The organism is Motilimonas thetidivivens (assembly GCF_046452435.1).
Classification (GTDB): domain Bacteria; phylum Pseudomonadota; class Gammaproteobacteria; order Enterobacterales; family CBDFNC01; genus Motilimonas.
The window spans coordinates 32,826-59,726 of sequence record NZ_JBKFDK010000027.1 but is presented as its reverse complement, the minus strand read 5'-3'; the positions used below and the strand labels follow the sequence as shown (position 1 = coordinate 59,726).

24 protein-coding genes are annotated in these 26,901 nt (G+C 46.2%); 11 read left to right on the top strand and 13 right to left on the bottom strand.

All coding sequences use genetic code 11. The features are described from left to right. The first annotated feature begins 247 nt into the window (after positions 1-247). Both ACK8OT_RS17050 and ACK8OT_RS17045 read left to right on the top strand, forming a co-directional pair. Complete coding sequence (locus ACK8OT_RS17050; protein WP_410197714.1) at positions 248-979, top strand: hypothetical protein; 732 nt, start codon at positions 248-250, stop codon at positions 977-979. Positions 980-1,180: 201 nt separating this feature from the next. Further along, positions 1,181-1,648, top strand: a complete 468-nt coding sequence (locus ACK8OT_RS17045) for a GAF domain-containing protein (protein WP_410197713.1) — start codon at positions 1,181-1,183, stop codon at positions 1,646-1,648. A gap of 350 nt (positions 1,649-1,998) precedes the next feature. On the opposite strand, the gene ACK8OT_RS17040 is transcribed toward ACK8OT_RS17045, so the two are convergent. Next, on the bottom strand, positions 1,999-2,664 hold the full coding sequence (locus tag ACK8OT_RS17040) for an SDR family oxidoreductase (RefSeq protein ID WP_410197712.1): 666 nt from the start codon (positions 2,662-2,664) through the stop codon (positions 1,999-2,001). A gap of 84 nt (positions 2,665-2,748) precedes the next feature. Here ACK8OT_RS17040 and ACK8OT_RS17035 point away from each other — a divergent pair, with 84 nt between their 5' ends. Further along, positions 2,749-3,366 (top strand): DNA-3-methyladenine glycosylase I, encoded by a 618-nt coding sequence (locus ACK8OT_RS17035; RefSeq protein WP_410197711.1) that lies wholly within the window; start codon positions 2,749-2,751, stop codon positions 3,364-3,366. On the opposite strand, the gene ACK8OT_RS17030 is transcribed toward ACK8OT_RS17035, so the two are convergent. Together ACK8OT_RS17030 and ACK8OT_RS17025 are read right to left on the bottom strand one after the other, a co-directional pair. After that, positions 3,363-3,527, bottom strand: a complete 165-nt coding sequence (locus ACK8OT_RS17030) for a hypothetical protein (protein WP_410197710.1) — start codon at positions 3,525-3,527, stop codon at positions 3,363-3,365. The genes ACK8OT_RS17035 and ACK8OT_RS17030 overlap by 4 nt on opposite strands. Before the next feature lie 62 nt (positions 3,528-3,589). Next, a complete protein-coding gene (locus tag ACK8OT_RS17025) occupies positions 3,590-4,255 on the bottom strand; it encodes a hypothetical protein (RefSeq protein WP_410197709.1) in 666 nt (221 codons plus the stop codon). Positions 4,256-4,401: 146 nt separating this feature from the next. Here ACK8OT_RS17025 and ACK8OT_RS17020 point away from each other — a divergent pair, with 146 nt between their 5' ends. After that, positions 4,402-5,640 (top strand): threonine/serine exporter family protein, encoded by a 1,239-nt coding sequence (locus tag ACK8OT_RS17020; protein ID WP_410197708.1) that lies wholly within the window; start codon positions 4,402-4,404, stop codon positions 5,638-5,640. 62 nt (positions 5,641-5,702) lie between these two features. Here ACK8OT_RS17020 and ACK8OT_RS17015 read toward each other — a convergent pair whose 3' ends face one another. After that, positions 5,703-7,781 (bottom strand): PKD domain-containing protein, encoded by a 2,079-nt coding sequence (locus ACK8OT_RS17015; protein WP_410197707.1) that lies wholly within the window; start codon positions 7,779-7,781, stop codon positions 5,703-5,705. Positions 7,782-8,093: 312 nt separating this feature from the next. Here ACK8OT_RS17015 and ACK8OT_RS17010 point away from each other — a divergent pair, with 312 nt between their 5' ends. Then, positions 8,094-8,870, top strand: a complete 777-nt coding sequence (locus ACK8OT_RS17010; protein WP_410197706.1) for an SDR family NAD(P)-dependent oxidoreductase — start codon at positions 8,094-8,096, stop codon at positions 8,868-8,870. Positions 8,871-8,882: 12 nt separating this feature from the next. Here the strand turns inward: ACK8OT_RS17010 and ACK8OT_RS17005 are convergent, their stop codons facing one another. Continuing rightward, the gene (locus ACK8OT_RS17005) at positions 8,883-9,266 is read right to left on the bottom strand and encodes a MerR family transcriptional regulator (RefSeq protein ID WP_410197705.1); all 384 of its coding nucleotides are present in this window, start codon (positions 9,264-9,266) and stop codon (positions 8,883-8,885) included. Between the two features lie 307 nt (positions 9,267-9,573). On the opposite strand from ACK8OT_RS17005, the gene ACK8OT_RS17000 reads away from it, so the two are divergent. Further along, on the top strand, positions 9,574-10,887 hold the full coding sequence (locus ACK8OT_RS17000) for a serine/threonine transporter (RefSeq protein WP_410197704.1): 1,314 nt from the start codon (positions 9,574-9,576) through the stop codon (positions 10,885-10,887). A gap of 158 nt (positions 10,888-11,045) precedes the next feature. Beyond that, on the top strand, positions 11,046-12,413 hold the full coding sequence (locus ACK8OT_RS16995; protein ID WP_410197703.1) for an L-serine ammonia-lyase: 1,368 nt from the start codon (positions 11,046-11,048) through the stop codon (positions 12,411-12,413). A 63-nt stretch (positions 12,414-12,476) separates the two neighbouring features. Here ACK8OT_RS16995 and ACK8OT_RS16990 read toward each other — a convergent pair whose 3' ends face one another. After that, positions 12,477-16,091: an ATP-binding protein gene (locus ACK8OT_RS16990; RefSeq protein ID WP_410197702.1), complete on the bottom strand. Its 3,615-nt coding sequence runs from the start codon at positions 16,089-16,091 to the stop codon at positions 12,477-12,479. Positions 16,092-16,146: 55 nt separating this feature from the next. Continuing rightward, on the bottom strand, positions 16,147-16,743 hold the full coding sequence (locus ACK8OT_RS16985) for a response regulator (RefSeq protein ID WP_410197701.1): 597 nt from the start codon (positions 16,741-16,743) through the stop codon (positions 16,147-16,149). A 218-nt stretch (positions 16,744-16,961) separates the two neighbouring features. Here ACK8OT_RS16985 and ACK8OT_RS16980 point away from each other — a divergent pair, with 218 nt between their 5' ends. Further along, positions 16,962-18,176 (top strand): pyridoxal-phosphate-dependent aminotransferase family protein, encoded by a 1,215-nt coding sequence (locus tag ACK8OT_RS16980; protein ID WP_410197700.1) that lies wholly within the window; start codon positions 16,962-16,964, stop codon positions 18,174-18,176. Between the two features lie 40 nt (positions 18,177-18,216). Here the strand turns inward: ACK8OT_RS16980 and ACK8OT_RS16975 are convergent, their stop codons facing one another. The 5 genes from ACK8OT_RS16975 to ACK8OT_RS16955 all read right to left on the bottom strand — a co-directional run bounded on the left by ACK8OT_RS16975 (position 18,217) and on the right by ACK8OT_RS16955 (position 20,835). After that, a complete protein-coding gene (locus ACK8OT_RS16975) occupies positions 18,217-18,624 on the bottom strand; it encodes a hypothetical protein (RefSeq protein ID WP_410197699.1) in 408 nt (135 codons plus the stop codon). 185 nt (positions 18,625-18,809) lie between these two features. Continuing rightward, the gene (locus ACK8OT_RS16970) at positions 18,810-19,088 is read right to left on the bottom strand and encodes a hypothetical protein (RefSeq protein WP_410197698.1); all 279 of its coding nucleotides are present in this window, start codon (positions 19,086-19,088) and stop codon (positions 18,810-18,812) included. 62 nt (positions 19,089-19,150) lie between these two features. Next, positions 19,151-19,684: a DUF308 domain-containing protein gene (locus ACK8OT_RS16965; protein ID WP_410197697.1), complete on the bottom strand. Its 534-nt coding sequence runs from the start codon at positions 19,682-19,684 to the stop codon at positions 19,151-19,153. 24 nt (positions 19,685-19,708) lie between these two features. After that, positions 19,709-20,206 carry a hypothetical protein gene (locus ACK8OT_RS16960; RefSeq protein WP_410197696.1) on the bottom strand — a complete coding sequence of 166 codons (498 nt, stop codon included), beginning with the start codon at positions 20,204-20,206 and terminating at the stop codon, positions 19,709-19,711. Between the two features lie 107 nt (positions 20,207-20,313). Then, positions 20,314-20,835, bottom strand: coding sequence for a hypothetical protein (locus ACK8OT_RS16955; RefSeq protein WP_410197695.1), 522 nt, complete (start codon positions 20,833-20,835; stop codon positions 20,314-20,316). A 302-nt stretch (positions 20,836-21,137) separates the two neighbouring features. Here ACK8OT_RS16955 and ACK8OT_RS16950 point away from each other — a divergent pair, with 302 nt between their 5' ends. From ACK8OT_RS16950 to ACK8OT_RS16940, 3 genes are read left to right on the top strand one after another with little or no spacing between them, the layout of a single operon-like run. After that, positions 21,138-22,238, top strand: coding sequence for an efflux RND transporter periplasmic adaptor subunit (locus ACK8OT_RS16950; protein ID WP_410197694.1), 1,101 nt, complete (start codon positions 21,138-21,140; stop codon positions 22,236-22,238). 1 nt (position 22,239) lies between these two features. Then, entirely contained in the window at positions 22,240-23,319 is a 1,080-nt protein-coding gene (locus ACK8OT_RS16945) for an efflux RND transporter periplasmic adaptor subunit (RefSeq protein WP_410197693.1), read from the top strand. An 8-nt stretch (positions 23,320-23,327) separates the two neighbouring features. Then, a complete protein-coding gene (locus tag ACK8OT_RS16940; protein ID WP_410197692.1) occupies positions 23,328-26,399 on the top strand; it encodes an efflux RND transporter permease subunit in 3,072 nt (1,023 codons plus the stop codon). A gap of 97 nt (positions 26,400-26,496) precedes the next feature. Here the strand turns inward: ACK8OT_RS16940 and ACK8OT_RS16935 are convergent, their stop codons facing one another. Further along, positions 26,497-26,850, bottom strand: a complete 354-nt coding sequence (locus ACK8OT_RS16935) for an EF-hand domain-containing protein (RefSeq protein ID WP_410197691.1) — start codon at positions 26,848-26,850, stop codon at positions 26,497-26,499. Between the last annotated feature and the right edge of the window lie 51 nt (positions 26,851-26,901).

The following is a 26,901-nucleotide window of genomic DNA, read 5'->3' as shown; positions in this document are numbered from 1 at the left end:
ACGTCATGCCATTTGGTGAGTGCAGCAAAGTGCCTGTCCTGTTTTTTTCGTTTTTTTCGTTTTTCGTTTTTTTGCCTTTGTTCTTATGACATAGTTTGGTTTAAATTACAGTATAAACAAAGCTTAAGTGAATTGTGTTATCCGCTAATAACACTATCACTAACGCTGATAACTTAATGAAATTCGAGCGAACAGTTAGCTAGGCTGCTAACCTGCCATGACTGGCTTGCTAGAGAGCGTAAAACATATGTCGACACTTAAAATAGAGTTTGTAGAAACCGCCAGTGGCCCGTGCTTTTGGGTATACGAATATGGCTACCGCGAGGTACGAAAATTAAGAGATATTAAATTAACCACCACTGAAATAGCATTGATGACCAGCTTATTTAGCGGCAGTGTAACTAGCGAACAGATATGCCAGCAGTTACAACAGCTAGATAACCGTATCCGACTAGCTAAAGCATTTGATCTGATAAAACATCATTTCAGTCGCTTTAAAGATCCACTGTTTATCGACTTCTTTATTGCCTTGTACACCTTTGATGATGTGGTGCAGTTTATGGATGAATGCTGGGGTGGCTATTGGGATCGTCCGCTGGTGCAAAATAAACGCCTTAGCACAGCACAGATTGAAACGATCTATGACAAGTTAAAAGATCACTATCCCGAAGACCCTTATCATTCTGCGTTAGATTTTTACGCAAAATTGCCTGCTTGCCCCGCGTATATCTTAGAAGCGCTGTTAAAGTACGATAAAAAATCGATACGGCGCGATGTGGCAAGACATAAACATATTAACCAAAACACCATGAACTTTTTTATCAACTCTAGAAGAAAAGCCGAAAGACTATTTTTATTGCAATCCAAGTGGATTAGCCAAGAAGCACTATTGGCACTGGCGCAGGATAGCAACCCCGAGGTTGCCGAGGTGGCTAATTACCTATTACAACAGCGTTCACCCACCAGCGAAATCTCATAACACTATTAAGCCGTTGGATTAACAAAAAGTAACAGGACCCCATCTTTTTCCTCAGGTGAGGCGCTAGAGTTATCGCAGCATGACTGCTGCTCCTACCAGTCCCACACATCTACCCACCTTGCCATTTGGTTCGCAGCACCTACCCGAATGTGGGGTTTTATGCTGTAATGCCCAGCTTTAGATAGGCGACAAGGAATTCAAATGGCTCAGTTACCGGATTACTCACTACTTACCCAGCAAGCCCAAGCTTTAATTGCGGGCGAATCGGATCTTATCGCGAACCTTGCCAATATCAGTGCCTTATTAAATATGCACCTTGAGGAAATTAATTGGATTGGGTTTTATCTGTTGAAACAAGATCAGCTGGTGCTTGGCCCATTTCAAGGCAAGGTGGCTTGTGTGCGTATCGACTTAGACAAAGGCGTGTGCGGTAAAGCATTTAGCACTAACTCTATTCAACGCATTGCCGATGTTCACGCCTTTCCCGGCCATATTGCCTGTGATGCGGCTAGCCAATCTGAAATCGTGCTGCCGATTAATGTTAATGGTCGCACCGTTGCCGTGCTGGATATTGATAGCCCACACTTAGATCGCTTTAGCGCCGCGGATGAAGCGGGCTTGGCGCAATTGGTTGCGGGAATCGAAAACCAATTGGGCTTTGCGGGTTAACGCCATTATCCGCCAAACAACTTGGCTAAAATTTAACCTTGATTTGACCATCCCTTGTAGCCATGTCAACTCAACAAGTTGGCATGCATTTCAGCAATTAAATATCTCTCTTCATCGCAAAAAAAGTCATTACTGAGCAGCTACATACTATCCCTAATAGTATTTCATTAGCTTTGCGCTATATTGACTCTCACCAATGAGCAAGAAGGATAAAACGATGATCTACTTAGCTGCATGGATGTTATTTATCGGAATGACGGTGGCCTTTGTTAAGGGCGCACAATAATTCCTGTTACGGATGACTATAAGGCGGCCAAGCCGCCTTATTTGATATCAGCGATAATCGGTTTTTACCAAGGCAACTGTTCGCCGTTGGTATGCCAAAAACCGCCGCTATTTTCGAGGGTGAGTTGATCTAACACTTGCTTCAATCCCAATGCCGACTGCTCTGGACTAATCAAGCCACCAAAGCCAACCATCCGCGTTTTCACCCAACCGGGATGCAATTGCGCCACGGCAATGCCCTGCTGTTTTAAATCTTGCGCTAACGATTTACCGATGGCATTGAGCGCCGCCTTAGAAGCACGATAACCATAGCGACCACCGGAGTCATTATCGGCAATCGAGCCCATCCGACTGGTAATATTGCCTATCTTGCTGCCCCGAACGAGATTACCCAAAAGCGCCTCGGTGACGCGCAGCGGAGCATAAGCATTGATTTCCATCTGCCTGCGCATGCTGTCAAAATCTATCTGGCCTAAGACTTCATTCGCCAATAATCCCGCATTATTGATCAACAGATCGATTTGTTGACCTTGTAATTGCGCCGCTAGCCGCGCGACATCTTGATCTGAAGTCACGTCGATGTCACTGATCACCTGGGTTGCAATCGCATCCAGCTCAGCCGAGCTTTGGCGACAAATTCCAATCACTTGCCAGCCCGCCTGATGATAAAGCTCGGCTAACGCTAATCCGATGCCACGATTGGCTCCGGTTATTGCTAATGTGTTGTTCATACGTTGGATTCCTCTATTGTCACTGTATGACTATATCAATCTAGGCTAAGGTATGAAGACCAACCTAATCACAGTGAGCCAAACATGTCTGATATTTTTATCGCCGATGACGCTAAACCACGTTGTCACTGGTGCTCCGGCGTCGCCGAGTTTATTCCTTACCATGATCAGGAATGGGGCTTTCCGGTTGCCGATGACCAGCGTTTGTTTGAGAAAATTTGTCTAGAAAGTTTTCAGTCTGGGTTAAGCTGGCGCACCATCTTAAATAAACGCGAGCATTTTCGCGCGGCATTCGCTCAGTTTGATTTTAATCGCGTTGCCCAATTTGATCAGCAAGACGTCAGCCGTTTATTGCAAGATTCTGGCATAGTGCGCCATCGCGGTAAGATTGAAGCTGTCATCAATAACGCCAAACGCGCCCAAGAGCTGGTTGCCGAGGCAGGCTCACTGGCGGCCTTTTTTTGGCAGTTTGAATCTAAAGATAGTGCGCATTACCCACCGCAAAGTCGTACCACCACGCCCGAATCTGTCGCGCTGGCGAAGGCATTAAAAAAGCGCGGTTGGAAATTCGTGGGCCCCACTACCGCATTTGCCTTTATGCAGGCCATGGGCTTGATTAACGATCATAGCCTTGAATGCCATAGCCGCACGGCCGTTGATCAAGCCAGAGCCCAATTTTCGCCACCCAGCTTAAATGACTAGTATTCTAGGTTGTTATTGGCGACTTCGATAAGCTCATCGGGCACTTCCGCAAGGCGTTGGCGCTGCTTGAATTGCTCGATCAATTCCCTGTCGCGCTTGGCAAAGTAGATATCTTCTTCGGCTCGCTCTTTGCGTTTAAGCTGTTCAACAAAATCAGCCATCTTGCTCACCTTTATATCCAGTACGACTGATTCAAGTATAGTTGAAGGTGCCTAGAGTGCGCTTAAGGTTGGTGCTCACCTTCATCCGCTTGAGTAGCCAAATGAGCCTGTCCAAACTGATGATAAACAAACAGTACACTTATCACTAATAAACTGGCGTGAACGGGCCAACCTAAAGCCACATTTAACACCGCTACGGTCGATTCCGAGATTGGGTATTGCCACCATAAAATCAGTGCTTTGATACTGTAACCTAACACCCAAATAGCACTGGCTTGCTGCCACACGCGCCGATAGGCAGCGGTTTTACTAAAAGACCAGTTCAACAAATCCGGCTGCCCAGCTTCGGCAAATAATTGCGGGATCGGTTTACCTAGGATGGCAAACACCATAAATATCAGCACCGACTGCACTGCCCCTAGCACCATTTTGAAATAGACCAAATCCACCAGCCAAGCCGCAGGCGCTAAGGTCACTATGACCACCTCAACTAAACCAAATAGCGCAAAGGCCAAGGCGAGATAGCCCAAAGATTTCAACACTAAGCTGATACCTAAACCATAAAGCCCAGTGATCAGCACCGCAGCGCTAAGTCCCAGATAGCGATACACCACCACATAAAGCATCGCGGGCACTATCATCGACAACATCGCCGAGCGATTAAACAGTAAGCTCAGGATTAAATTCACGGGATTATTACGCATCTTACTTGGCACCAAATGACTCATTTGAGTTAAACCTAACATCATAAAAAAGAAATAGCCTGTACTCGATCATGTTCAGCTTAAATCCCTAACATTTAGAGGTATTAATGGCATAAAAGTCTAGCTAAAATCAGCTTATACAGAACTCGTTATCAGGCATATCTCTCACCATGAGCCAAAACTCCTACGATATAAAATGTCGCTTTATCATTAAGCTGGGCAAGGCATTACACCAATTCGGAACGCCCGCGTATCGCCTAGAGGCTCATCTAAAAAGTGTTGCTGAAACCATGGGATTGCAAGGCTCATTTTTGGTCACGCCGACCTCCCTTACCTTTGTGTTATGGCAACCTACCGATAACCCCGATGATCAACCCATCGAAAGCACCCATATTGTGCGGGTAAAACCCGGTGAGATTGATTTAGGCAGCTTGGCTCGCACCAATGATTTAGTGCAACAAGTGCAAACAACCGATATGAACCTCACGCAAGCGCTGATTCGCCTAAAAGAAATACAAAATAAGCCCAACCCTTACCACCAATTTTGGGTCGCTCTTGCCTATGCCGCCAGTGGCGGGGCTTTTGCTATGTTGATGTCGAGTAATTGGCCGACCACCCTTTGGTCAGCAGTGCTTAGCCTAGTGGTTTACTTTTTTGTGCTGCGCGCTGAGTATTCACGTCGCGTTGCAGATTCACTTGAACCACTGGTGGCGCTTTCTGCAGCGTTTTTGGCCATGGGCATCGCTACATTTGAAACACAGCTAAATGTCTCGGTCGCAGTGTTATCCGCCATTATTATTTTTATTCCGGGTTTATCCCTTACCATGGCACTCAGTGAATTAGCCTCCCGCGAACTGGTGTCTGGCACGGCGCGTTTAATGGACGCCAGCATGGTGTTATTTAAACTCTACTTTGGTGCGGTGCTCGGCATGGCCATCGGCGCTATTTGCTGGGGCCAAGCGCTTCATCCAAGCCCAGAGGTAATGCCATTTTGGGTTAAGTGGCTCGGCGTTTTGTTACTCTCAGCAGGCCTTGCCGTGGTGTTTAAAGTACGCAAAAAAGACATCATTTGGGGCATCTTAGCGGGGTTTGTCGCTTACGCGGCCAGCTTGTTGGGCAGTTTGTATTTAGGTGAAGCCCTAGGCCCCTTTATCGGTGCCTTTGCCGTCGGTATTTACGCCAACCTGTATGCGCGCTGGACCAAGTCACCTGCCTCTGTGGTTTTACTGCAAGGTATCGTGTTACTGGTGCCCGGCAGTAAAACCTATATCAGCTTAAACAGCCTGGTATTAGGTGAATCCATAGTGAACGTGCCCAACCTAGGCTCGCAAACCTTTTTGATTTTTATGTCCTTGGTAGCAGGCTTGGTATTTGCCAATGTGGCTATTCCACCAAAAAGCACGCTGTAGAGAGATTCCGCTAAAAAAAGGCCATCTGCTTGACAGGTGGCCTTTGTACACTGATGAATGAATTAGTTTAACTGTTGCCAAACCCCCCAAGTATTAGAAAGGTCAGGCTGAACGCCCTTGGTCCACCATCTAGCTTGAAACTTAACTCCCGAATAGACCACAATATCACCTGCGCTATAGGCTTTATTTGCCTGCCACGCTAGAGTATCAGGCTCGTTTGGGTCAACACTGGTATCACAGGCAATTTGATCCCAAAACCATGAATTGGCTTTCGGCGCTTCCCACAAACTGGGGTTATTTTTAGCTTGATAACAGCTGCCTTGATACGCAACGATCTCACCGTTCTTGACTAAGGTTTTACCAAGCACAAATTCAGGCCAGTTCGGCTCTACATTCTTGGCCTTAATCACTATTTCAATGGTGGCGATATTTGACGCCACACCGTCATTATCGAGCACCAGATACGTAATTCGATCGCTGGCTTGAGCCTGGTCTGTTGCTTTATATGTCAACACACCCCGAGCATTAACGCTGACGGTACCAAATCTAGGCTGTTGTTGGATAACAATGGAGTCCAGTTTTAAGGAGCCATCTTGGTCTACATCATTACTAAGCGGGGCAATTTCCGTTGCCTCACCTGCCACCACTTCAACCTGATCATTAACGGCCACAGGAGCTTTATTATTCGCCAATACAGTCACTGTAACCGTATCTTTCCCTTGGAAGCCCTCATTGTCTTTCACCAACAGTTTTACTTCAAAAACCTGACTTTGCTCTCTATCGGCTAATGCTGGAGCAATCAAGAAAGCTCTAGATTCCTGATTTTTTTCAATACTTAATCCATTCGCCGACCACTGATAAGAGGCTAGTTCACCTAATCTATCAAATGAACCAGAGCCATTTAGATTAACGATTTCATGCTCTAACACAGTGATATCTTCACCCGCATTGGCATGTGGCACACTCGGATGCAGCGCGTTTACCGCCACTTCCCCCGATAATACCGCCGAAGAACTCTCACAGCGCTGCTCAAAAGTAGCTGAAAACTGCTCGGGTTGGTCTTTGTTCCATACTAGCTGCGATACTTCAAAATTACCGATACTCTTATTACAACCTCGGCCGTCGCCAGACACACTTAAACCCGCCTCGCCCGTAGCTTGAAATGGAAAGCGAGTGGCGTCGAGATAGCTGCCTGAAGTTAACTTAGCCTCATCGGCAGCAGCAAAATCAGCAGTCCATCTTTCACTACCCTGAATCGAAACCGAAACACCGTTATCATAGTTTTTACCAACGCTAATCACGCTATTGGTGGGGTCATAGTTCCATACTTTGCCCTGACCAATATAATCACCGCTAGCACTGCGCATAGTGAAATAGGAACGAGGATCACTTTTGCTCGCCACATGGAAGGTTTCGATGGTCGTGGCCGGTAAACCTTGGGCATCAGTGACAGATAATTTCATCGTGAGCTCCTCACCGCCCAACGCAATATCATCAGCTAAGGTAACAGGTGTGGTCGCTTCCGTCGGTCTAAGAATGCTCACTGCTGGACCGCTCACGTATTCCCAATAATAGCTTTCAATCTTGCTGGTATTGGACTTTGAACGGGCGCCATCAAGCACTAAGTTGCTGCCTTCAACCAATTGACCAGAGCGTTTCTGAATCACAGCCAATGGCAATGGATAAGGTATAAGCGCGTCATTATTTAGTCGAATACTGCCCTGCAACTTCTTATCCTTTGAGTCACAGTACTGAACAAAATCCATCGCCAGACTTGGAACAGAAGTATTCAAATCGATTTCATAGATATAAAACTCGCCACTGATTCGATTACAACCTCGACCACTTGACCCCACCGTCATGCCCGCATTGTATGGCCCTTTAAAGGCGTCTCGCTCAGCATTTAGGTAGGCACCTGGGGCGAAGTGACGATCATTCGGGGGCCTAAAAGTGAAATTAAAACCACTCGGGTGAGAAATAGTAATTTTTCCCGCTTCAATCGAGCTCGTAAAATCACTATTGAGCATGCGTGACTGGCCACCTCCAATCCAATCACCTTGATCACTATCCAAGGTGATCACTGAATTGGCGAATGTAAGTGGCGTAAACAATAACGAAGATAGAACGAGGACTTTTTTCAAACCAAAACCTTTTTATCAAAAATAAAGAAATCAGTATAAGAAGCCCCCTTACAACCATCAAATTAAAAACAAAAAATAGTAAAATAGACTTACTTTCTACTCCTAGCCCAAAAAATAGCAGCGTTATAATTAAATTTATAAATTAATTAAGCGATAGTTTTAATCGATTTAGACCCAAGTAAGACATCAATATTTTAAACCTGACAACAGCTTAATTAACCAAACCAAATTAATTGAAAATAGGCGTTGACTCTCCCCTATGGGGGAGACCTTAGACTTGTAACCCATCCCAACCAACATAGGTAACAAGTTATGAAAACAGCATTTATCAGCGGCGCCACATCTGGCATAGGATTAGCATTTGCAAAGCAGTTAAATGAATTAGGCTACAGTCTGATCTTGCATGGCCGCAATACCGCCATACTCAACCAACTGCAAACGTCGTTAAATAATGTCGTCATGACCATCACTGCCGACTTATCCAGCGGCCTAGGTTTGACCCATTTATTGGCTCAATTGGATAGCTATCAAGGGTCGATAGAGGTCGCCATAAATAATGCGGGCTTTGGTTTGTATGGCGAGCACCTTAGCCTAGCAGAGCAAGACATCGATGCCATGTTGCAGCTCAACATGATTTCTCTCACTAAGTTAAGCCGCTATTTTGCCGAGCGCATGATAAAACAAGGCCAAGGTCAGTTGATGAATGTGGCTTCCACCGCCGCCTATCAGCCGCAGCCTTATATGGCCGCTTATGCAGCCAGTAAAGCCTATGTGGCTAGCTTAACGGAATCCTTAGCGTTGGAGCTTAAACCCCACAATGTGACGGTCACTTGTTTATCGCCGGGACGCACCGACACCGGCTTTTTCACCTTTGCGGGCGAAGACAATGCCAAGTCAGGCAAGGGCACCTTTGCCGGTAAACACCGCACCTCTGCCGAACGCGTGGCCAAGTTAGGTTTGGCTGCCTTATTTAGTGGTAAGACAAGGGAAATCCCCTTGTGTGAAAACAAGTTTTACGTGTTTCTCAATCGCCTACTGCCGCGCAATACAGTGCTTAAAATGTACCATCAAGCCATGCAAAATATTTAGCAAGCTCGGGTACTAACTCAGGCTGGTAAGATTTTCGAGCAGACAAGCGTTGTAGTTGGCAACGCTTTGTTCTAGCGTGGTTAAACCTTGTAATTGAGCTTGGATCTGGGCTTGTTGCTGGGCTAAACGCTGACGCTTTTGCTCAATCTTCTCAACCAACAGATCCATCGGCACTAAGCCTTGCTGGGTTTTAGCCGCCGCAATGTGTTTTAGCTCTTCCAAACTAAAACCGAGCTGCTTAGCCAACTTAATCATGGCTAGCACATCCACATAGCTGGCATCATAAACGCGGTATTTACCTTCACGCGAAGGTGTCTTAATCAAACCTATCTCTTCATAGTGGCGAATAGCCTTGATACTTACCCCGGTTTTTTTTGCTAGTTCACCGATAAACATTGCGCCTCCCTGCCGGTCGTTACCAATTTGCGATGGATCACAAATCCTTCACAAAGATCCTTTGGGTACAATTCTAGCAAGCTCAACAAAATAATTTAACCAATTGTTTTAAAATGGTTTTATTTCATCGATCTCGACCTTATATAGACCTGCCCAACTGGGGTTACGGGTTTTCCCTAACTATCTGCCTACACCCCGCTTCATATAATCCTAATCAAGCAGACCACTTTCGAACATATCGTGGTTCGACTTAGAAAAGTGTAACCAACACATATCTCATTCGCGTCAGCCCCAAAAAGGTGAAACTATGAAGCCCGAAACTAACACCACCACTGCCGCAGCGCTCGATACCCGCACCGCTGCACACAATCTCGATTCAGCGCCACTCTCAGCTTCACGCTGGAATAAGGTAGACACTACCTGGGTACTCAGCCTATTTGGTACCGCTGTTGGCGCGGGTATTTTATTTTTACCCATTAATGCTGGCCTTGGCGGATTTTGGCCTTTATTAGCGATGGCTATCTTGGTGGGCCCCATGACCTACTTTGCCCACCGCAACCTTTCTCGTTTTGTTCTTTCATCAAAAAATCCCAAGGCAGATATCACCGATGTGGTTGAAGAGCACTTTGGCAAAGGCGCGGGCAAACTCATCACCTTGCTGTACTTTTTTGCTATTTATCCGATTGTTTTAATTTACGGTGTCAGTATTACTAACACGGTAGATAGCTTTATGACAGCGCAACTGGGGATGGAATCGCTACCTCGTTGGTTACTTTCTATCACCTTGATCATGGGCATGATGGCGGTGATGATTGCCGGTGAAAAACTGATGTTGAAAATCACTCAATTTTTGGTTTATCCCTTGGTGGCCATTCTTGCGGGTATGTCGATTTATCTGATCCCAGATTGGAACTTTGCTGCCATTAGCCAAGCGCCGACCTTGATGGATTTCACTACTACCCTATGGCTTACTATTCCGGTATTGGTGTTTGCCTTTAACCATTCACCTGCCGTTAGCAGCTTTGCTCGCAAGCAACGTGAACAATATGGTGATGCTGCCGTGGCTAAATCTGATGCCATCTTAAAACGCACCTCGGCCATGCTATTAGGCTTTGTGATGTTCTTCGTGTTCTCTGTGGTACTTAGCCTATCACCAGAAATGCTAGCCGAAGCCAAAGCCGCTAACTTACCTGTGCTTTCTTACTTAGCCAACGTACATGACAACGTCTTTATTTCTTACTTTGGCCCCATTGTTGCTTTTGTTGCCATCGTTTCTTCTTTCTTTGGCCACTATCTAGGTGCAAGAGAAGGCATGAACGGCATCATCATGAAACAAGCCAAAGCTATGGGTAAACCGCTACAGAAAAAGCATGTAAACCTATTTACTATCTGCTTTATGATCGCGACCCTTTGGATTGTTGCCATCATCAACCCAAGCGTGCTTGGCATGATAGAAGACTTAGGCGGCCCAATCATAGCAACTATCTTATTCCTAATGCCGATGTACGCGATTAAACGTGTACCCGCGATGGCGAAATACCAAGGCTCTATCGCCAACGTATTTGTCACTGTGATGGGGTTAGTTGCTATCTCAGCCATCATTTTTAAATTGCTAGCCTAAACACAAGTGAGTCATTACCCAGCAAAATGCAGTCATGGCAACCCGCTATGACTGCAACTAGCAGGGTAAAAAATGAGCCATAAACTACAATAATAAAGGGTCGAGCTAGTGTGTTATATCAACATGCCTCGTCCCAAAGCAGTAAAGGACACCTTATTATGTATAGCGCATTTGATATCTTTAAAATTGGCATCGGCCCCTCTAGCTCCCACACTGTTGGCCCAATGAAAGCCGCCAAACAGTTTGTTGATGATTTGATAGCACAACACATGATTAAGGATATCACCCGCATTAGCGTGGATATTCACGGCTCATTAGCGCTAACAGGTAAAGGTCACCATACCGACACCGCCATTATTTTGGGTCTAGGCGGTTTTAGCCCTGATAATGTCGACTTGGACATGATCCCTGATTTTCTCAACCGCGTTGCCAGCAACGAGCAATTACCTATCGGTTTGCATCTGCACACGGTTGAATTTAAAAAAGACGCCATTCGTTTTATCAGCCAAGCTCTGCCGCTACACGAAAATGGCATGAAGATAGATGCGTATAAAGGTGACGAGCTGGCCTATAGTAAAACCTACTATTCCATTGGCGGCGGCTTTATTGTCGATGCCGAAAGCTTTGGCCAGGATGTACTTGATGATGTCACCGTACCCTATCCCTTTGACTCAGCTGCACAACTTATCGACCAATGTGTTGAGCATGGCTTAAGTATCAGCACCTTAATGATGCGCAATGAATTACATTTACGCGACCGTGAGAGCATAGTCACCGCATTTGGCAAGATCTGGCAAACCATGAAAGAAGGCATAGATCGCGGTTGTCGCACCGAAGGTGTACTAGCTGGGCCGCTGCGTGTTCCACGCCGTGCACCAACCTTGTTCCGCCAGCTATCTACTGCTGGGCACCACAACGTTGACCCGATGATCATCATAGATTGGGTGAATATGTTTGCCTTGGCCGTGAGCGAAGAAAACGCCGCTGGCGGCCGAGTAGTCACCGCCCCGACTAACGGCGCAGCAGGTATCATTCCTGCGGTTTTGGCTTATTACGATAAGTTTATTGAGCCGGTAGGCACCGAGCAATACACCCGCTTCTTCTTAGCGTGTGCAGCGGTTGGCATTTTATATAAACGCAACGCCTCGATTTCAGGTGCCGAGGTGGGTTGTCAGGGTGAGATCGGCGTGTCTTGTTCGATGGCAGCGGCAGGCTTAACCGAACTCATGGGCGGCAGCCCAATGCAAGTCACTGCAGCGGCGGAAATTGCAATGGAGCATCACCTAGGCTTAACCTGTGACCCTGTCGCCGGACAAGTGCAAGTTCCTTGTATTGAACGAAATGCTATTTCTTCGATGAAGGCAATTAATGCTTCACGCATGGCACTGCGCCGTAACTCAGAAGCGCGGATTTCGTTAGATAAAGTGATCGAAACTATGTATGAAACGGGGAAAGATATGAACGCCAAATACCGCGAGACTTCGCAAGGCGGCCTCGCCATCAAGGTCGCGTTTACCTGCACCTAGACGTAACTTGAATATAATAGCTCCCGCTGCAATCGGCGGGAGCGCTTGACAAAACAGATCCCGCTAGGCCGATACCGGGGTAAACAAGTCCGCTAAAGTTTCCATAAACAGCGCCGCTGAAAACGGCTTTTCCAATTGGGCAACAAATACATTCTGCTCAGAAGCCAAATTGGCAATGTCATCACCGGTGATCGCCACCACGGGCAACAAGGTATTGTATTCAGTGATCCGGCGCGCTAGCTCTAACCCCGTCATTCTTGGCATCATCATATCGGTAACCACAATATCAAATGATTGCGGCGCAGCCATAAAGGCCTCAAATGCCTCTGGAGCATCACTAAAGGCGCTCACTTTCACCTCTGCTGCCGTCAATAAGTCGGTTAAAAACTCTAAAATACTGGTCTCATCATCAACTAATAGCACCCGCTTGTTGCGCAGGCTCGGGTATTTAAACACGCTTAACTCTGGCGCTTCGATGGCCACAGAAACAGCAGCACTAATGGGGAAGTAAACCTTAAACTCACTGCCTTCACCTAAGGTGCTTTTCACCCTGATGTGACCACCTAAGTTATGGACTAAACCATGGATAACGGAGAGCCCCATGCCTGTTCCCTTGCCCACTTCTTTGGTGGTGTAAAACGGCGAGAAGATATTGCGGATCACCGCTTCTTCCATGCCTGAGCCGGTATCGGTCACCGTCAGCACTAAAAATTCGCCTTGGAATTGACCACGGCAAGAGCGACACTCTAATGACTCATTGGCAGTGGTTAAATGATCTAAACGAACCCGAATTTCGCCCTCACCATTCATCGCATCTCGCGCATTAAGCACTAAGTTCATCAACACTTGATGGAATTCTGTCGGCGTGATCGCCACGGCTTGATTAGCATTACGACCAATTTGATAATCTAACTGGATATCCTTGCCCAAGGTGGCCGTCAACATACGACAGCCTTCTTTTAACGCCATCGCCAAGGTTAGCGGCACAGCGGCTTGGTGAAATTGATCGCCAGGTCGGCTGAAGGCCAACATTTGTGCCACAAGATCTTGGGCGCGTTTGCCTGCGGTAATCACTTGCTTTAAGTAATCCGCGATTTTTTCCTCTTCTAAGCTCACCCGCATTAACGACAGTTCGGTAAAGCCTAAAATACTGGCTAAAATATTGTTGAAATCGTGAGCGACCCCTGCCGTCAATTGACCAATGGCTTCCATCTTTTGCGTTTGCATTAATTGCAATTCAAGCTGGCGTTTAGTTGATGTGGTCTGCTGATGCTCTATGGCCAGTGATAAATCTAAGCCCAGCTGATTAAAAATCAGTTCATCATCTTGGTCGAAGTGATCGGGATTGGGACCGTAGATACAAATAGCATGAGTCACTTTACCATTACATTGGATTGGGATGGCCATCATAGACCTCAGCCCCTTGCTGACCAAACGATGAGATGCATTGGACAATCTATATTCAAGCAAGTTATTGATGCGTTGAACATTTTGAGTTTCTAACAATTTCTCAAATAGCCCAACATCATCAAAGCAATAATCTGTCACTAGGCTGTTAACTGATTCAAGCTCGCTAATGGCAGCAACCAGATGCAGGGCAAGTTCATCACCTGCGCCCAACTGGGCGGCATAAACTAAAGGAAAATGTAGCTTTTGCGCCAAAATATAACAAATTTCGTGCAGTAACTTAGCTTGGTTATCTTGAGTAACCAAGATCCGATGCACTTCATTAAGCGCATCTAATATATTGACCTTGCGCTGTAAGGTGGTTTTCGCTTGCATCAGCTCGGTGACATCCGTCGCCACCTCTAAGGTCATTTCTTGTTGACTGTTGACTTGATGGTATGGCGAACACACCACCTCATGAAAACACAACTGACCTGAGCTTTTGGTATTTTTGCGGATCTCTCGTAACGTCTTACCTTGCTTCACCTTTTCAGCAAGCATCACAGATTGTGCTGTTAAATTATTAATCTGTTGCTCATCCAACTGCTGACGAAATTGTCTGGCGGCTAAATTTTCTAATTGCACCTGATGGCGTTGATCGCGCATGGTGATCATATGCGGCACGTTATCAAGTAATTGACGCAACGATAAATCAGAAGCGCGAATTTGTTTGTCTTGTGCCTTGTACTGCATTTCTAGCTCGGCTCTTCGCGCCGCGATACGCAATAGATCTCGCGCCGTATGTGACTCCGATTTCTTAAAATGCATCGCACATAATGCGGCTGTAACTTGCCCTTTCTCATCATGTAAGGGAACGGCGAAAAATGCTTTTAGGTGCTGTGCTTTAACGAATGGATCACTGGCAAATACTTGATTAACCTTCTCCCCCATCATCAGCATTTCACCCTGATGAAACAGCTCGTAAAGTGGGCTAAATGCAAGATCAGCTTGGCCAGGAAATTGCTGCCCCTGACAGCCAGCCAATAAGTACAGGCGGTCGCTGCCAGATTCACGCCTTACTATGTACACCCAAGGCATTTTTAATGCTTTCGCGACACTGTTACAAATATGCGTAAGGGGATCGGTACTGGCTTCCACTACCGATAAGCTGGCGATGGCGGCCTCTAGATAATGCTCGGGAGAGGTGTCATGCATACAAACCAAATACTGAGGTGACTCGGCATTGATGCGACTCACTTGACCCGCAACATGGCGCATAGAAGAGTCAAACATAAAGCTCAATTGCGCATTAAACTCAGTCGCTACGCCATCTTTTTGTACCTGCTTAAACGCATTATTGAGATTAATGGCGTTACCCGGCAGCTGAGAAACATAACAGCCGATTAGTGATGCTTCACTGGCTTGAAACAAGCGACAAGCAGCGGGGTTTAAGGCTAACACGTGGCCTTTTTCACTGAGTAAAATAACTCCATCATCAATGGCTGAAAAAATAGCTAAGTGCTGTTGTAATTGCTCTTGCGCTTGGCGTCTGGCACGCGTCTGACGATGGTGAATATTATTAAAGAGACGGGTTAAACGACGGATCTGGCTAGTCCCTTGCTCTTCAAGATATAGACGCTCTTTGCTCTTGCCATAATTTTGTAGCGCCTGAGATAAACGATTTAGAGGTAACAAGGAAGCGCGATAAAACCAGCCCACAAATAAAATCACAAATAGCATAAACGCCATCGCGCTGGGCGACAGGGTTAGGCTACCAATAAACTCGAACGGAATGGCTGGCTCTAAAAACTCATACTCAAAAAATAATTTCACCTGAGCCGTTGGTGAGGGATAAGGCAAATCAAGCTGCTTAGTGTAATAAAGCAAACGACCATCATGACTGACCTGAAATTGTTTCTCAAAAGCAAGCCGAGAGTTAGCCGCAAGTGCAGGCACATAATCAGATAAATCTTGAATTTGGTGGTGTAACCAGATGCTGTTGTTAGCGAAGATAACCCGACCGGTTTCATCTAACACGATGATTTTGCGCAGCCCCTTAAGCGACATGGCCGAGACAACGGCCTGTTTGACTTGAATAGGGCGCTTAGCCAAATCGACGCGCAATGCTTGTTCTACTTGAGCGCCGTTGTCGTCCAGCAATGCCATCGCTTGGCCAAAGCGGGCTTGGCCATCTTGTTGCAGGGCAGACAACAACATGCCTTGAACCACTATCACGATGGCCATGATAACCAGGATCACGGCAACCCAATGCAGATTATTTATTCTCGACATGGACATACCTTAAGCTCGGCGACAAACACCGTTCTAGTTGCCCTAAACCGCTAAATTAGGCAGATTTTTGACCTTGGCATTGCGCCAAAATTTCACGTAATAGAGCAAAATCTATCGGCTTTTTCAAACAAGTTTCAGCACCCGCATGCAAAATTCGATTTACGTTGTGCTCCGAGCTAAAGCCCGTCATCGCGACCACTTTAATGTTGCGCGTGGCTGGATTACGTTTGATTCGCTCACAAACTTCAAAACCATTCATCCCCGGCATCATTAGGTCGAGTAGGATAAGATCAGGTTTCATGGTGTGTAACATTTCACCCGCTCTGAAACCATCTTCAGCCAAATACACTTCAAATGAATCGTCAAAAGAGCTGACAAACTCTTGCAACAAATGGGATAACTGAGAGTCATCTTCAACGATTAAGATGCGACACGGCCCTGAGCTAAGTTCATCGAGAGAAATACCTGCGCTTTTAGCAAACTCAGCAACATCTTCAGGTAAATAGCGACGATGACCACCCGGTGTAGTCTGGCACTTCAGCTTACCACTGCTGGACCACTGTCTTACTGTGATGGGGGATACTTTAAATTTCTCGGCAACCTGTGTTGGCGTTAGGTATGGTAATGATTCTGGTTTTTGCGAGTTAGCCATGTTCGTCCCTGATTAAACCTCTCTACATTACGTGAGTATAATGAAAATGATATTTAGCCGCGAATACTCTTTGATGAATTTTCCGACTTTACCCACAGTCTTTTCGCCATTTATACCATTTTCAATGCATATTGGCTTTAACCTAAGCCGCATTCCCAGCTAAAATGAACAACTTTTTGTTACTTTACGCTGATCTTGCCGGTTAAGGACCCAACATCATGTATATCCAAGTGCCTAATATCGTACCTTTGGACAATATTCTACCCGATGAACCTCTGCTGATGATGGGGGCTGGACCAGTTCCTATTCCGGCCAAGGTAGCCTCGGCGAACTCTATCGTGATCAATCACCTTGGCAACACCATGGCGCAAATCATTGAGCAAGTCAAAGCCATGGCTCGCTATGTGTTTCAAACCGAGTCACAACATATTCTGGGTGTTGCAGGCCCCGGCTCTGCCGCCATGGAAATGGCGATCGTTAACCTAGTCGAAGCCGATGACAAGGTATTAAGTATTTGTAATGGCTTTTTTAGCTCGCGCTTAGCAGAAATGGCCGCACGCGCTCAAGCAAATGTCACCCGCTATACCGTGTCTAATGGCGAATTTGCCGATGTTGCAGAAGTGGCCAAACTGATTGAAGAGCTGCAGCCAAGGGTCATCACCATAGTACAAGGTGAAACCTCAAACACGGTGTTTAACCGTTCGTTACCGGAAATTTGTGCCTTGGCGAAAAAGCACAACTGCTTGGTCATTGTTGATGCTGTTTGTACCCTTAGCACCATGCCGCTAGAAATGGATAAATGGCATATCGATGCGGTTATTACAGGGGGACAAAAAGGCCTATCATCTATCCCTGGGGTATCGCTGGTTGCCTTTTCCGATCAAGCTTGGGAAGTCATTTCGAATCGCAAAGAAACCCTGCGCCATTGGTGTTTAGATGCCAAGCTGGCAGACCAATTTTGGTATAAAAAGTCGTATCATTACACCGCACCGGTTTCTGGTATTTTAGCGCTACACGAAGCTTTACGCTTAGTTTGTAATGAGACGTTACCAAAACGTTTCGAGCGTCATCTAATTTGTTCGCGCGCACTGCAAGCCAGTATCGAAGCCATGGGGCTATCGTTATATGTGCCAGAGCAAGCTAGATTAAACTCTGTGGTTGGCATTAATGTACCCGAGCAAATTAACTCAATGGAGCTGCTCAACTTTATGTCGAGCCACTACAAGGTTGAAATTTCAGGCTCGTTTGGCCCTAACATAGTGCGTATTGGCCAAATGGGTGAACAAAGCCGCGCCCATAACTTGTTCCGTACCGTGCATGCGTTTGGTTCAAGCATGAAGGCGCTTGGCAAAGAAGTCGACCTGCCTAATGGCGTTGCGGTGCTCGAGGCCAGCCTACAGCCTTTAAGCCCAACATTTAATAGCCAGCTGTAAGCCAACCAAGGCGTCTTAGCCCTAGCCTAAGACGCCTTGACTAATTGCAATACACCCGCTCTTTATCAACCGCTTGCAATGACACCCTGCGTTGCCCAACACAGCTATGTTCGGCTTCACGCATTTCTACATCAACATGAGTCACGGTTGGAAAAGTGCTTGCTAAGACCGCTAATAAGGCATTTGCTAATCGCTTCTTTTCACCAAAATCGTGTCTTGGCTCAACCACAACCGCTAAGTGAACAAAGCTAACTAAACGTCCTCCAACTAGATATTGGTGGTAGTCTTGACTACGCACATGAATATCATCAACAGCAAACAATTCACTACTCACCACCTCTTGATGTAGGGCAAGTAACAGTTTTTCTGAGTCGAAGGTATGGGTAAGATTATGTGAATATTCGAGCACTAAATGAGGCACAAACACATCTCCAGTCGCTATAAACATGGGCCAAAACAAGCTGCTTTATCTTGCCGCAGCATCAAGACAGTTTTATTGCAATGACGACAACGTTAGGCAATAACCAGCTCAATAAATAAGCTAGCTTCAAGCATAGTTGTTAATCAGAAGATAGGCAGGTCAGATAAGGGGTTTTCAAGGAACGTAAAGGCATATATTTATACCCAAAATAATTACACTATGGGCGGTAAGTGCTGCCATAAAGATGATTCGGCTTTAGGCTCGCCATCCCTCGCCCCTTGAACCTCGACACAATGACCACAAGCTTGCAGACATAATTGCCAAACGGCTTGCTTAGAAGACAAATTAAGGCAATTAATTTGCGCAGCACATAAATGGCCTTGGGCAAATAAACGAGCTAAAGTCGCCTGATCGATTTCAAGCTGGATTTTATGTTTCGATTCATGCGCCGCTAGGCGATCTTGCTGACACTGACTGTTCATCGCTTTCATTAGTGGCACCTATAAGTGAAACGAATAGGTACAACTTTAATGAAAATAATTCCCAATATCAACTAAGAGTCGCGCGTTTGACCTTCGACCGTTATCCAAACATTAGCCCCTGCAATCAAGGTGTTCAGGCCAAATAACACGCCAATCAACCAAGCAGCACCGGTCGCACCTGACAAAATCAACACCAAACCTAATAAAGCGGTGATACCGTTGCGCAATTGCGACCAAAAAGAAGGGTTTACAATACGGCGTTCAACCAACCACCCCATGACCCCAGAAAAAATCAATCCCACGCCAATAATTAACCCTGCCACAGATAAGGTTAAGGAAGGCACCAGCAGCAACAATAAGCCAAGTAAACCAAACATAATCGGCATCAAATTACTGGTTTCGGTGATCCCTGAGCGATTCAAAAAGCGATTGTACAGCCAACCTAATACACCGCATGATAACAAGGCCGAACCCAGAATCATCACCGATAGAGTGGCAAAATAGACCGGTAAAATGATTGCCAATGCACCAATCAACATCAGTAATATCGCTGCAATTTTGGCACTTTTACGCATTTCGCTTGGTACATTAGTGTATAGCTGCATGGTATTTCCTTAATTGAGTGTGAGTTAGTTGAGTGAGAGCTCACATTCACTGTCACTCACATCGATGACCAGTGATTTTTTACCCGCCTCTGCCGCCAAGGTTAACCATTTTGTTGGCACCACAAAGGCATGGCCGTCTTTACCAAATAATTTAACTTGCTTACTCATTTGATCTGGATGCTGCTCTGGATTGAAACCTTTGGCGTAACAGATCATGTTACGTTGAATAGGGGAAACGTCACCACCAACATTATTGATGATATAAATTCCGTGTATACCTTCCGCCATCAAAATCAACTGAGGTTTAATTTTATCTTGCTCTATATGTTGCCAATCAGGCCAAAATTCGCCGCCGCTCAGCACCACTTCACTTTCGGTTTGGCCGTCTTCATTAACCAACTCACCGCCGGGATAACAGGCCGGATTCCATAAATCATCATATGTTGGAGTCAATAGTGAAGCTTGTTCAGCCTCACTGAGCATGGCTTGTAAACGGGCAAGGTCAAAGGATATCTGGTTCATATTTCACTCATTTTACGGCACAAAATTAGCCCCATTATGGCAAAAATTTGCGCGTCTCACAGCCTCATTTTTCCGCTAAGCTCGCGCCCTTCTCATCAAGCATCTAGCTAACGAAATAAATAATCGGCTTGTTCCGGTTTTTCCTTTTCTGAATCACTAAAACCGCGAAATAAAGCAAAAAACAAACAAAACAACGAAAACAATATAACAAGCGTCGGCTGCCAATTATGGCCGATCGCCTCAATAGGTTTAATTAATGGGTAGCCATCAATTTGAATCGTTAAAATGGGCGGGAAAAAAGCACTGCAAAAGAACAGTACCGGATACCAGAGACTGACGTAAAAAAACAATCGCCCCGAATGTAAGAAGCCGATGAGCAAGCCCAAAATGGCGCCAAACAATATACCGTAAACACTGGCGGTCACCGTCACGACCAACCAATACATAGCCTGCTCGGCTAAGGCCCCTGAAAACCATTGCCCGAGTAGCGAAACTAACGCCTTATTGGTAACCAGCCACACCTGTACCTCCTGAACATAACTTATGTTCAAAAAGGCGTAACAATATGGCAAGGCAAAGCCAGTGACCACGGCCATAAAAATGACCAATAATGCGCGAACAACAATCATAACTACTCTCGATGATAGCAATAACTTTATTGAAGCAGGTTTTGACAACGAAAGCATGGATTGAAATACCCAGACAGTAAAAATGTGAGTTAGACAGAAATTTCTTATTAAATTAATTGGATGCAAGGCTAAATTGGTTGATTAACCGAGTTGCGCCCCGCAAGAACCTTCACTAAACCTGACTTGAATTAATTTAACACCACAAAATTCATCTATGCGTTATAAATATTCTATGATTTTCAGTAAACTGACTACCCAACTAGCGATTATCTTTTCTTAATCAACTCAACACGGACATGGACATGAAAAACACAGCCCGACTTAGCGCATTACTCCTCTGCGCTGGCATCTTGGTGCTGACCGCATGCGGTCAAGACAATTCAAATCCACCGACAGCAGTAAAGCGCCCAGTTAAAGTAACTCAAATCACGCTTGCAGATTCGCAACGAACCCGCATTTTGCCTGGTGAAGTACAGGCCTCCAACCGTGCTGTCATGTCTTTTCAAGTCGGTGGTGAGATCAGTAAAATATATGTCCATCCCGGACAAAGTATCAAGGCGGGAGCCATATTGGCAGAATTGGACTCCGCCTTGTATCAGCAGCAACACGATATCGCTCAGGCGCAATACAACCTAGCTAAGGTGCTCTACAACCGCTCTCAAGAGCTAGTCAAACGCGGCGTCATTTCTCGTAATGATTTTGACCAAGTGAAGCGTGACTATGCGATAGCTCAAGCAGCATTGGATAAAACCAATAACGATCTATCCTATACCAAACTTATTGCCCCTTACGATGGCATTATTGCCTCAAGAGCCAAAGAAGCCTTTGAGTTTGCCGCGCCGAAAGAGCCCGTCATCACCTTGCAAACCGATAACCAAGTGGATGTAAACTTTCAATTTCCTGAGCAATTCATCGGTCTCTATCAAGACACCAATGCAAGGGAAGCCGCAGCTTCATCTGCTGAGCCAGTCAAAGCCAGAGACCGAGGTCTAGTGCAAGTTCAATTTACCAGCCGCGAGCAATGGTACCCAGCCCATATCACCGAGCTTAGCACCGTGGCAGATAGCTCTACCGGCAGTTACACCGTGATATTGCGTTTACCCCGGCCTGAGCAGCTCAATGTCTTTCCTGGCATGGCCGCCGATGTAAAAATTAATCTCCCTGCAAACCCAGACAGCCTACAACCAAAAATTCCGGCTAGTGCGGTAGTGAAAGAAAATGGCCAAGACTATGTCTTTCGCCTAAATGAAAGCACCCAGCAAGTTGAAAAAGTAGCGGTTACCTTGGCCGAAGGTCGATTAGTAGAAGGCTTAGCAGACGGTGACTGGTTAGTTACGGTTGGCGCTAACGAATTACAAGATGGCCAACAAGCCGTGCGCTGGGTTAAAGAGCGAGGACTATAAGATGAAGTTAACAAAATGCGCGACCTTAATACTTACCTGCTTGTCGCTGATGGCATGCCAAGAGGTGAGCATCCAACAAAAGCCACCAGCTATGGTAGCCGTCTACCAAATTCCTCAAGCCGACCAAAAAGTAGAGCGGGTATTTAATGCTGTGGCGAGAGCGCAAGAACTCACCAAGCTGGCATTTCGTGTCGATGGCAAAATCGCCAATATCTTGGTCACCAACGGCCAACAAGTGAAGCAAGGTGACTTACTCGCCGTGCTCGATAAACGCGATTACGAAGTTAACCTCAGTGATCGCCGCGCTCGCATGCAATCGACTTACAATCAATTTCAGCGAGCACAAAAAATGCTCGACAAAAAACTGATGGCGCAATCAGAATACGATCAAATGCGCGCCCAATACTTAGTGGCTAAAGCCGAACACCGCAGTGCCGAATTGCAACTCAGTTACACCGAGTTGCGAGCACCATTTGACGGCCTCATCAGCAATGTCGCGCTGGATTCATTCGTCAACATTCAGCCCGGAACCGAAGTGCTCACCATGCATAAGATTGAATTTATCGAGGTGGATGTACAGGTACCAGATAGCTTATTGGCAGTATCAAAACGCAAAGAATACGATGAGCAGCGTCGCCAATATAAAGTGGTATTCGATGCCTATCCTGAGCAAACCTTTACCGGTACCACGTTAGAAGTGAACACCGAGAAAGACCCCGCCACCAAAACTTATATCGTTACTTTACAAGTCCCACTCAACGCTCAATACCCCGTGTTGGAAGGGATGCCCGCACAAGTTGAAGTGGACTTAAATGATGCCACCTATACCTACTCGCGCGCCCAAACCATTCCGCTCAGCGCTGTCGCCATGCTCGATGGTGACAAGTTAGCAGAGCAAAAAGCCAGTGTTTGGATTTATAACGCCGACAGCCAAACTGTCTCGGCACGCCAGGTCACCTTAGGTGTGATCACCGGATCCATGATCGAAGTAACACAAGGACTCAACGCAGGGGATACCATCATTGCCAGCGGTGTGAACCGTCTTGTTGAAGGGCAAACCGTAGAGCTGAGAAAAGGATAAGCACTCACATGAATATTGCAGGCTATTTCATTAAAAACACCATCATCAGTTGGATGTTTATTCTTATTTTACTGATTGGCGGTACCATTGCCTTTACCGGCCTTGGCCAATTAGAAGATCCCCCTTTTACCATTAAAGACGCCATCGTCGTTACCATGTATCCCGGCGCCACCTCAACCGAAGTGGAAGAGGAAGTGACCTACCCGATCGAAAAAGCCATTATGGCTTTGCCTTATGTCGACAAAATTAAGTCCCTAAGCACAGCGGGCATGTCTCAAGTTACCGTGACCATGAAAAACATCTATGGTCCCGATGAGCTACCACAAATCTGGGATGAGCTACGCCGTAAAGTGAACGATATGTCGGGCAGACTGCCGCCCGGCGTTGGCCAACCTATGGTCAATGATGACTTTGGCGATGTGTTTGGCATCATGTTGATGATCAGTGGTAAGGATTACAGCTACAAAGATCTGGCCGATTACGTCGACTATGTTAGTCGTGAGCTAGAACTCGTTCCTGGGGTCAGCAAGGTCTCTGCTGCGGGCAAACAAAATGAGCAAGTATTCATTGAGATCTCATTAAATAAGTTGGCCAGCTCTAATATTGACCCTAGCCTAATCATGAGCTTACTTAATTCGCAAAACATGGTGACCGATGCGGGTAATATTCGAATTAGCAGTGACAATATTCGCCTGCGCCCAAGTGGGGCATTTAAGTCAGTTAAAGAATTAGAAGATCTCGTGATTCCTGGAACCTCAGGAAACAACCTTATTTACCTAAAAGATGTCGCGACGGTCAGTCGAGGGTATCAAGATATCCCCTCTAACTTGATTAGCTTTAATCAACATCAAGCGATTAACTTAGGTATTTCTTTTACATCCGGCGTTAACGTGGTGGATGTAGGTAAAGCCGTTATCGCCAAGATCACTGAAATTGATTATGCACGCCCAGCGGGCATGATCATCGAGACCATGTACAGTCAACCTACCGAGGTCGATAAGTCGGTGGCTAGCTTTGTTTGGAACCTGATCGCCGCGGTCGTCATTGTAGTCGGTGTATTGCTGTTCTTTATGGGCTTTAAGAGCGGTGTGCTTATCGGCATCATCTTATTCCTAACCTGTTTAGGCACCTTTATGCTGATGTTGCAGGCGGAAATTGAGCTGCAACGTATCTCGTTAGGTGCATTAATCATCGCCTTAGGTATGCTAGTAGATAATGCCATCGTCGTTGTCGAAGGGATATTAATTGGCCGACAGCGCGGCCAAACCACCCTAGAAGCAGCGCAAGGCATTGTTAAGCAAACTATTTGGCCATTACTCGCCGCTACCATTATCGCCATCGCCGCATTTGCCCCCATTGGCCTGTCTCCTGACTCAACGGGTGAATTTGCTGGCTCGCTATTTTGGGTACTGCTGTTCTCGCTGTTTTTATCTTGGATCACCGCCATTACCATCACCCCATTTCTGGCAGATTTGTTCTTTAAAGACAATGAGGTAAATACAAGCGAAGAAACCAAAGACCCATACGGTGGCGCTTTCTTTACCCTGTATAAAAAGCTGCTCGATGTGTGCTTACGCTTTAAATGGACCAGCGTTGTGTTGGTGCTACTCGCCTTTGCTGCATCGGTGGCTGGCTTTGGTTTGGTCAAACAGTCCTTCTTCCCGCCTTCGACCACGCCAATATTCTTGGTGGATGTATGGTTACCTGAAGGCACTGATATCCGTCAAACCAGTGATACCGTCGCCAAAATGGAAGCCGATGCACTCAAACTTGATAACATCGAGTTTGTCACCACCACAGTAGGTAAAGGTTTCCAACGTTTTCTTCTGACCTATTCACCGGAGAAAAACTATGGCGCTTATGCGCAAATAGCGGTACGCACTACAACATTTGATAATCTTGCCGACACTATGATTGCGCTACGTCGTCAGCTAGAAACCAACTATCCACAAGCGCAATATAAGTTCAAACGTCTAGAAATAGGCCCTTCTACCGACGCGAAAATTGAAGCGCGTATCGTTGGTGCTGACCCTGATGTGCTGCGTGCCATTGGCGTTGAGGTAATGGCTATCTTTAATGCTACCCCCGGCACGGTGAACGTACGTCACAACTGGCGTGAGCGGGTGAAGTTCATAGAGCCTAAGTTTAACGAATCGCAAGCGCGACGTTTAGGTATCAGCAAGCGCGATGTCGACAGCACGCTAGCTTTTGCCTTTTCAGGCCTAAGTTCTGGTTTGTATCGTGAGGGAACCTCCTTATTACCCGTTATCAGCCGCCTTCCCAAGGAAGAGCGCATTGATATCGAGTCGTTAGAAAGCTTGCGTATCTGGAGCCCCGCTCTTAAAGCATTTATACCTATGCAACAAGTCGTTGATGGCTTTGAAGTTAAATTTGAAGATCCGATCATTCAACGTCAAGATCGTAAGCGCACACTGACCGTCTTCGCCGACGCCGACTTTGAATATGATTTATTGCCAGCGGCCTTATTTGCGCAGGTTAAACCTCAAATTGAGGCGCTCAAATTACCTGATGGCTATGAGCTGCAATGGGGCGGTGAATACGAGTCATCACAAGATGCACAGGCGGCCTTATTTGCAACCTTGCCTTTGGGCTTCTTGTTTATGTTCTTGATTACGGTATTTCTATTTAACTCAGTGCGTAAGCCTTTGGTGATTTGGGCTTGTGTACCGTTAGCCCTAATCGGTATCACCTCTGGCCTATTAGTACTGGATAAGCCGTTTAGCTTTATGGCCTTACTGGGTATGCTTAGTTTATCGGGTATGCTCTTGAAAAACGGCATCGTATTGCTAGATCAAATCAATATTGAAATAGCAGAAGGTAAAGAGCCCTATCAAGCCGTTTTTGACTCTACCGTTAGCCGCGTACGCCCTGTGTGCATGGCTGCGGTGACCACTATCTTAGGTATTTTGCCGTTAATCACGGATGCCTTCTTTGAGTCGATGGCGGCCGTGGTGATGTTTGGCTTAGGTGTGGCGACTATCCTCACCTTGCTAATAGTGCCTGTGCTATACGTGATCTTCTTTAAGATTAAATATCGCGACTATAAAGGATTTGCTTAAACATATCCCTGCCACCAAGTCGTTTTAACCGAAAAAAATGCCAGTCGATTGACTGGCATTTTTATTATTACCCAGAGTTATCATCTCGATAGTAACCTTACCAATTACCTCGACAAGCCTCTTGATGTGCTAAAAATTCCGCCTCGCTGACCTCGCCATTTTCATCTTGATCCAGCCAGAGGAACATAGTTTCATCATCTACGCGCTGACCATTACGCCCTTTACCAGGTCGATTGGCCTGACGTATTTGTCGAAACTCCGCAAACTCGGCCTGTGTAACTACCTGATTTTGGTTCAGATCCAACTCAGCGAAACTGGGCTGATTGCCAGCCCCCACCCCGCTCATGCGACCACAATTATCCTGTTGCCACCCCATTTTCTGCGCGGCTAACGCAGAGCCTGCTAACAACAAAGTGACCAAGCCAAGCACATTTAACCATGACAGTTTCATCGCCCTACTCCTTTTTTATCCCCCCACAACTTAAGCATACCTCATAGGGGG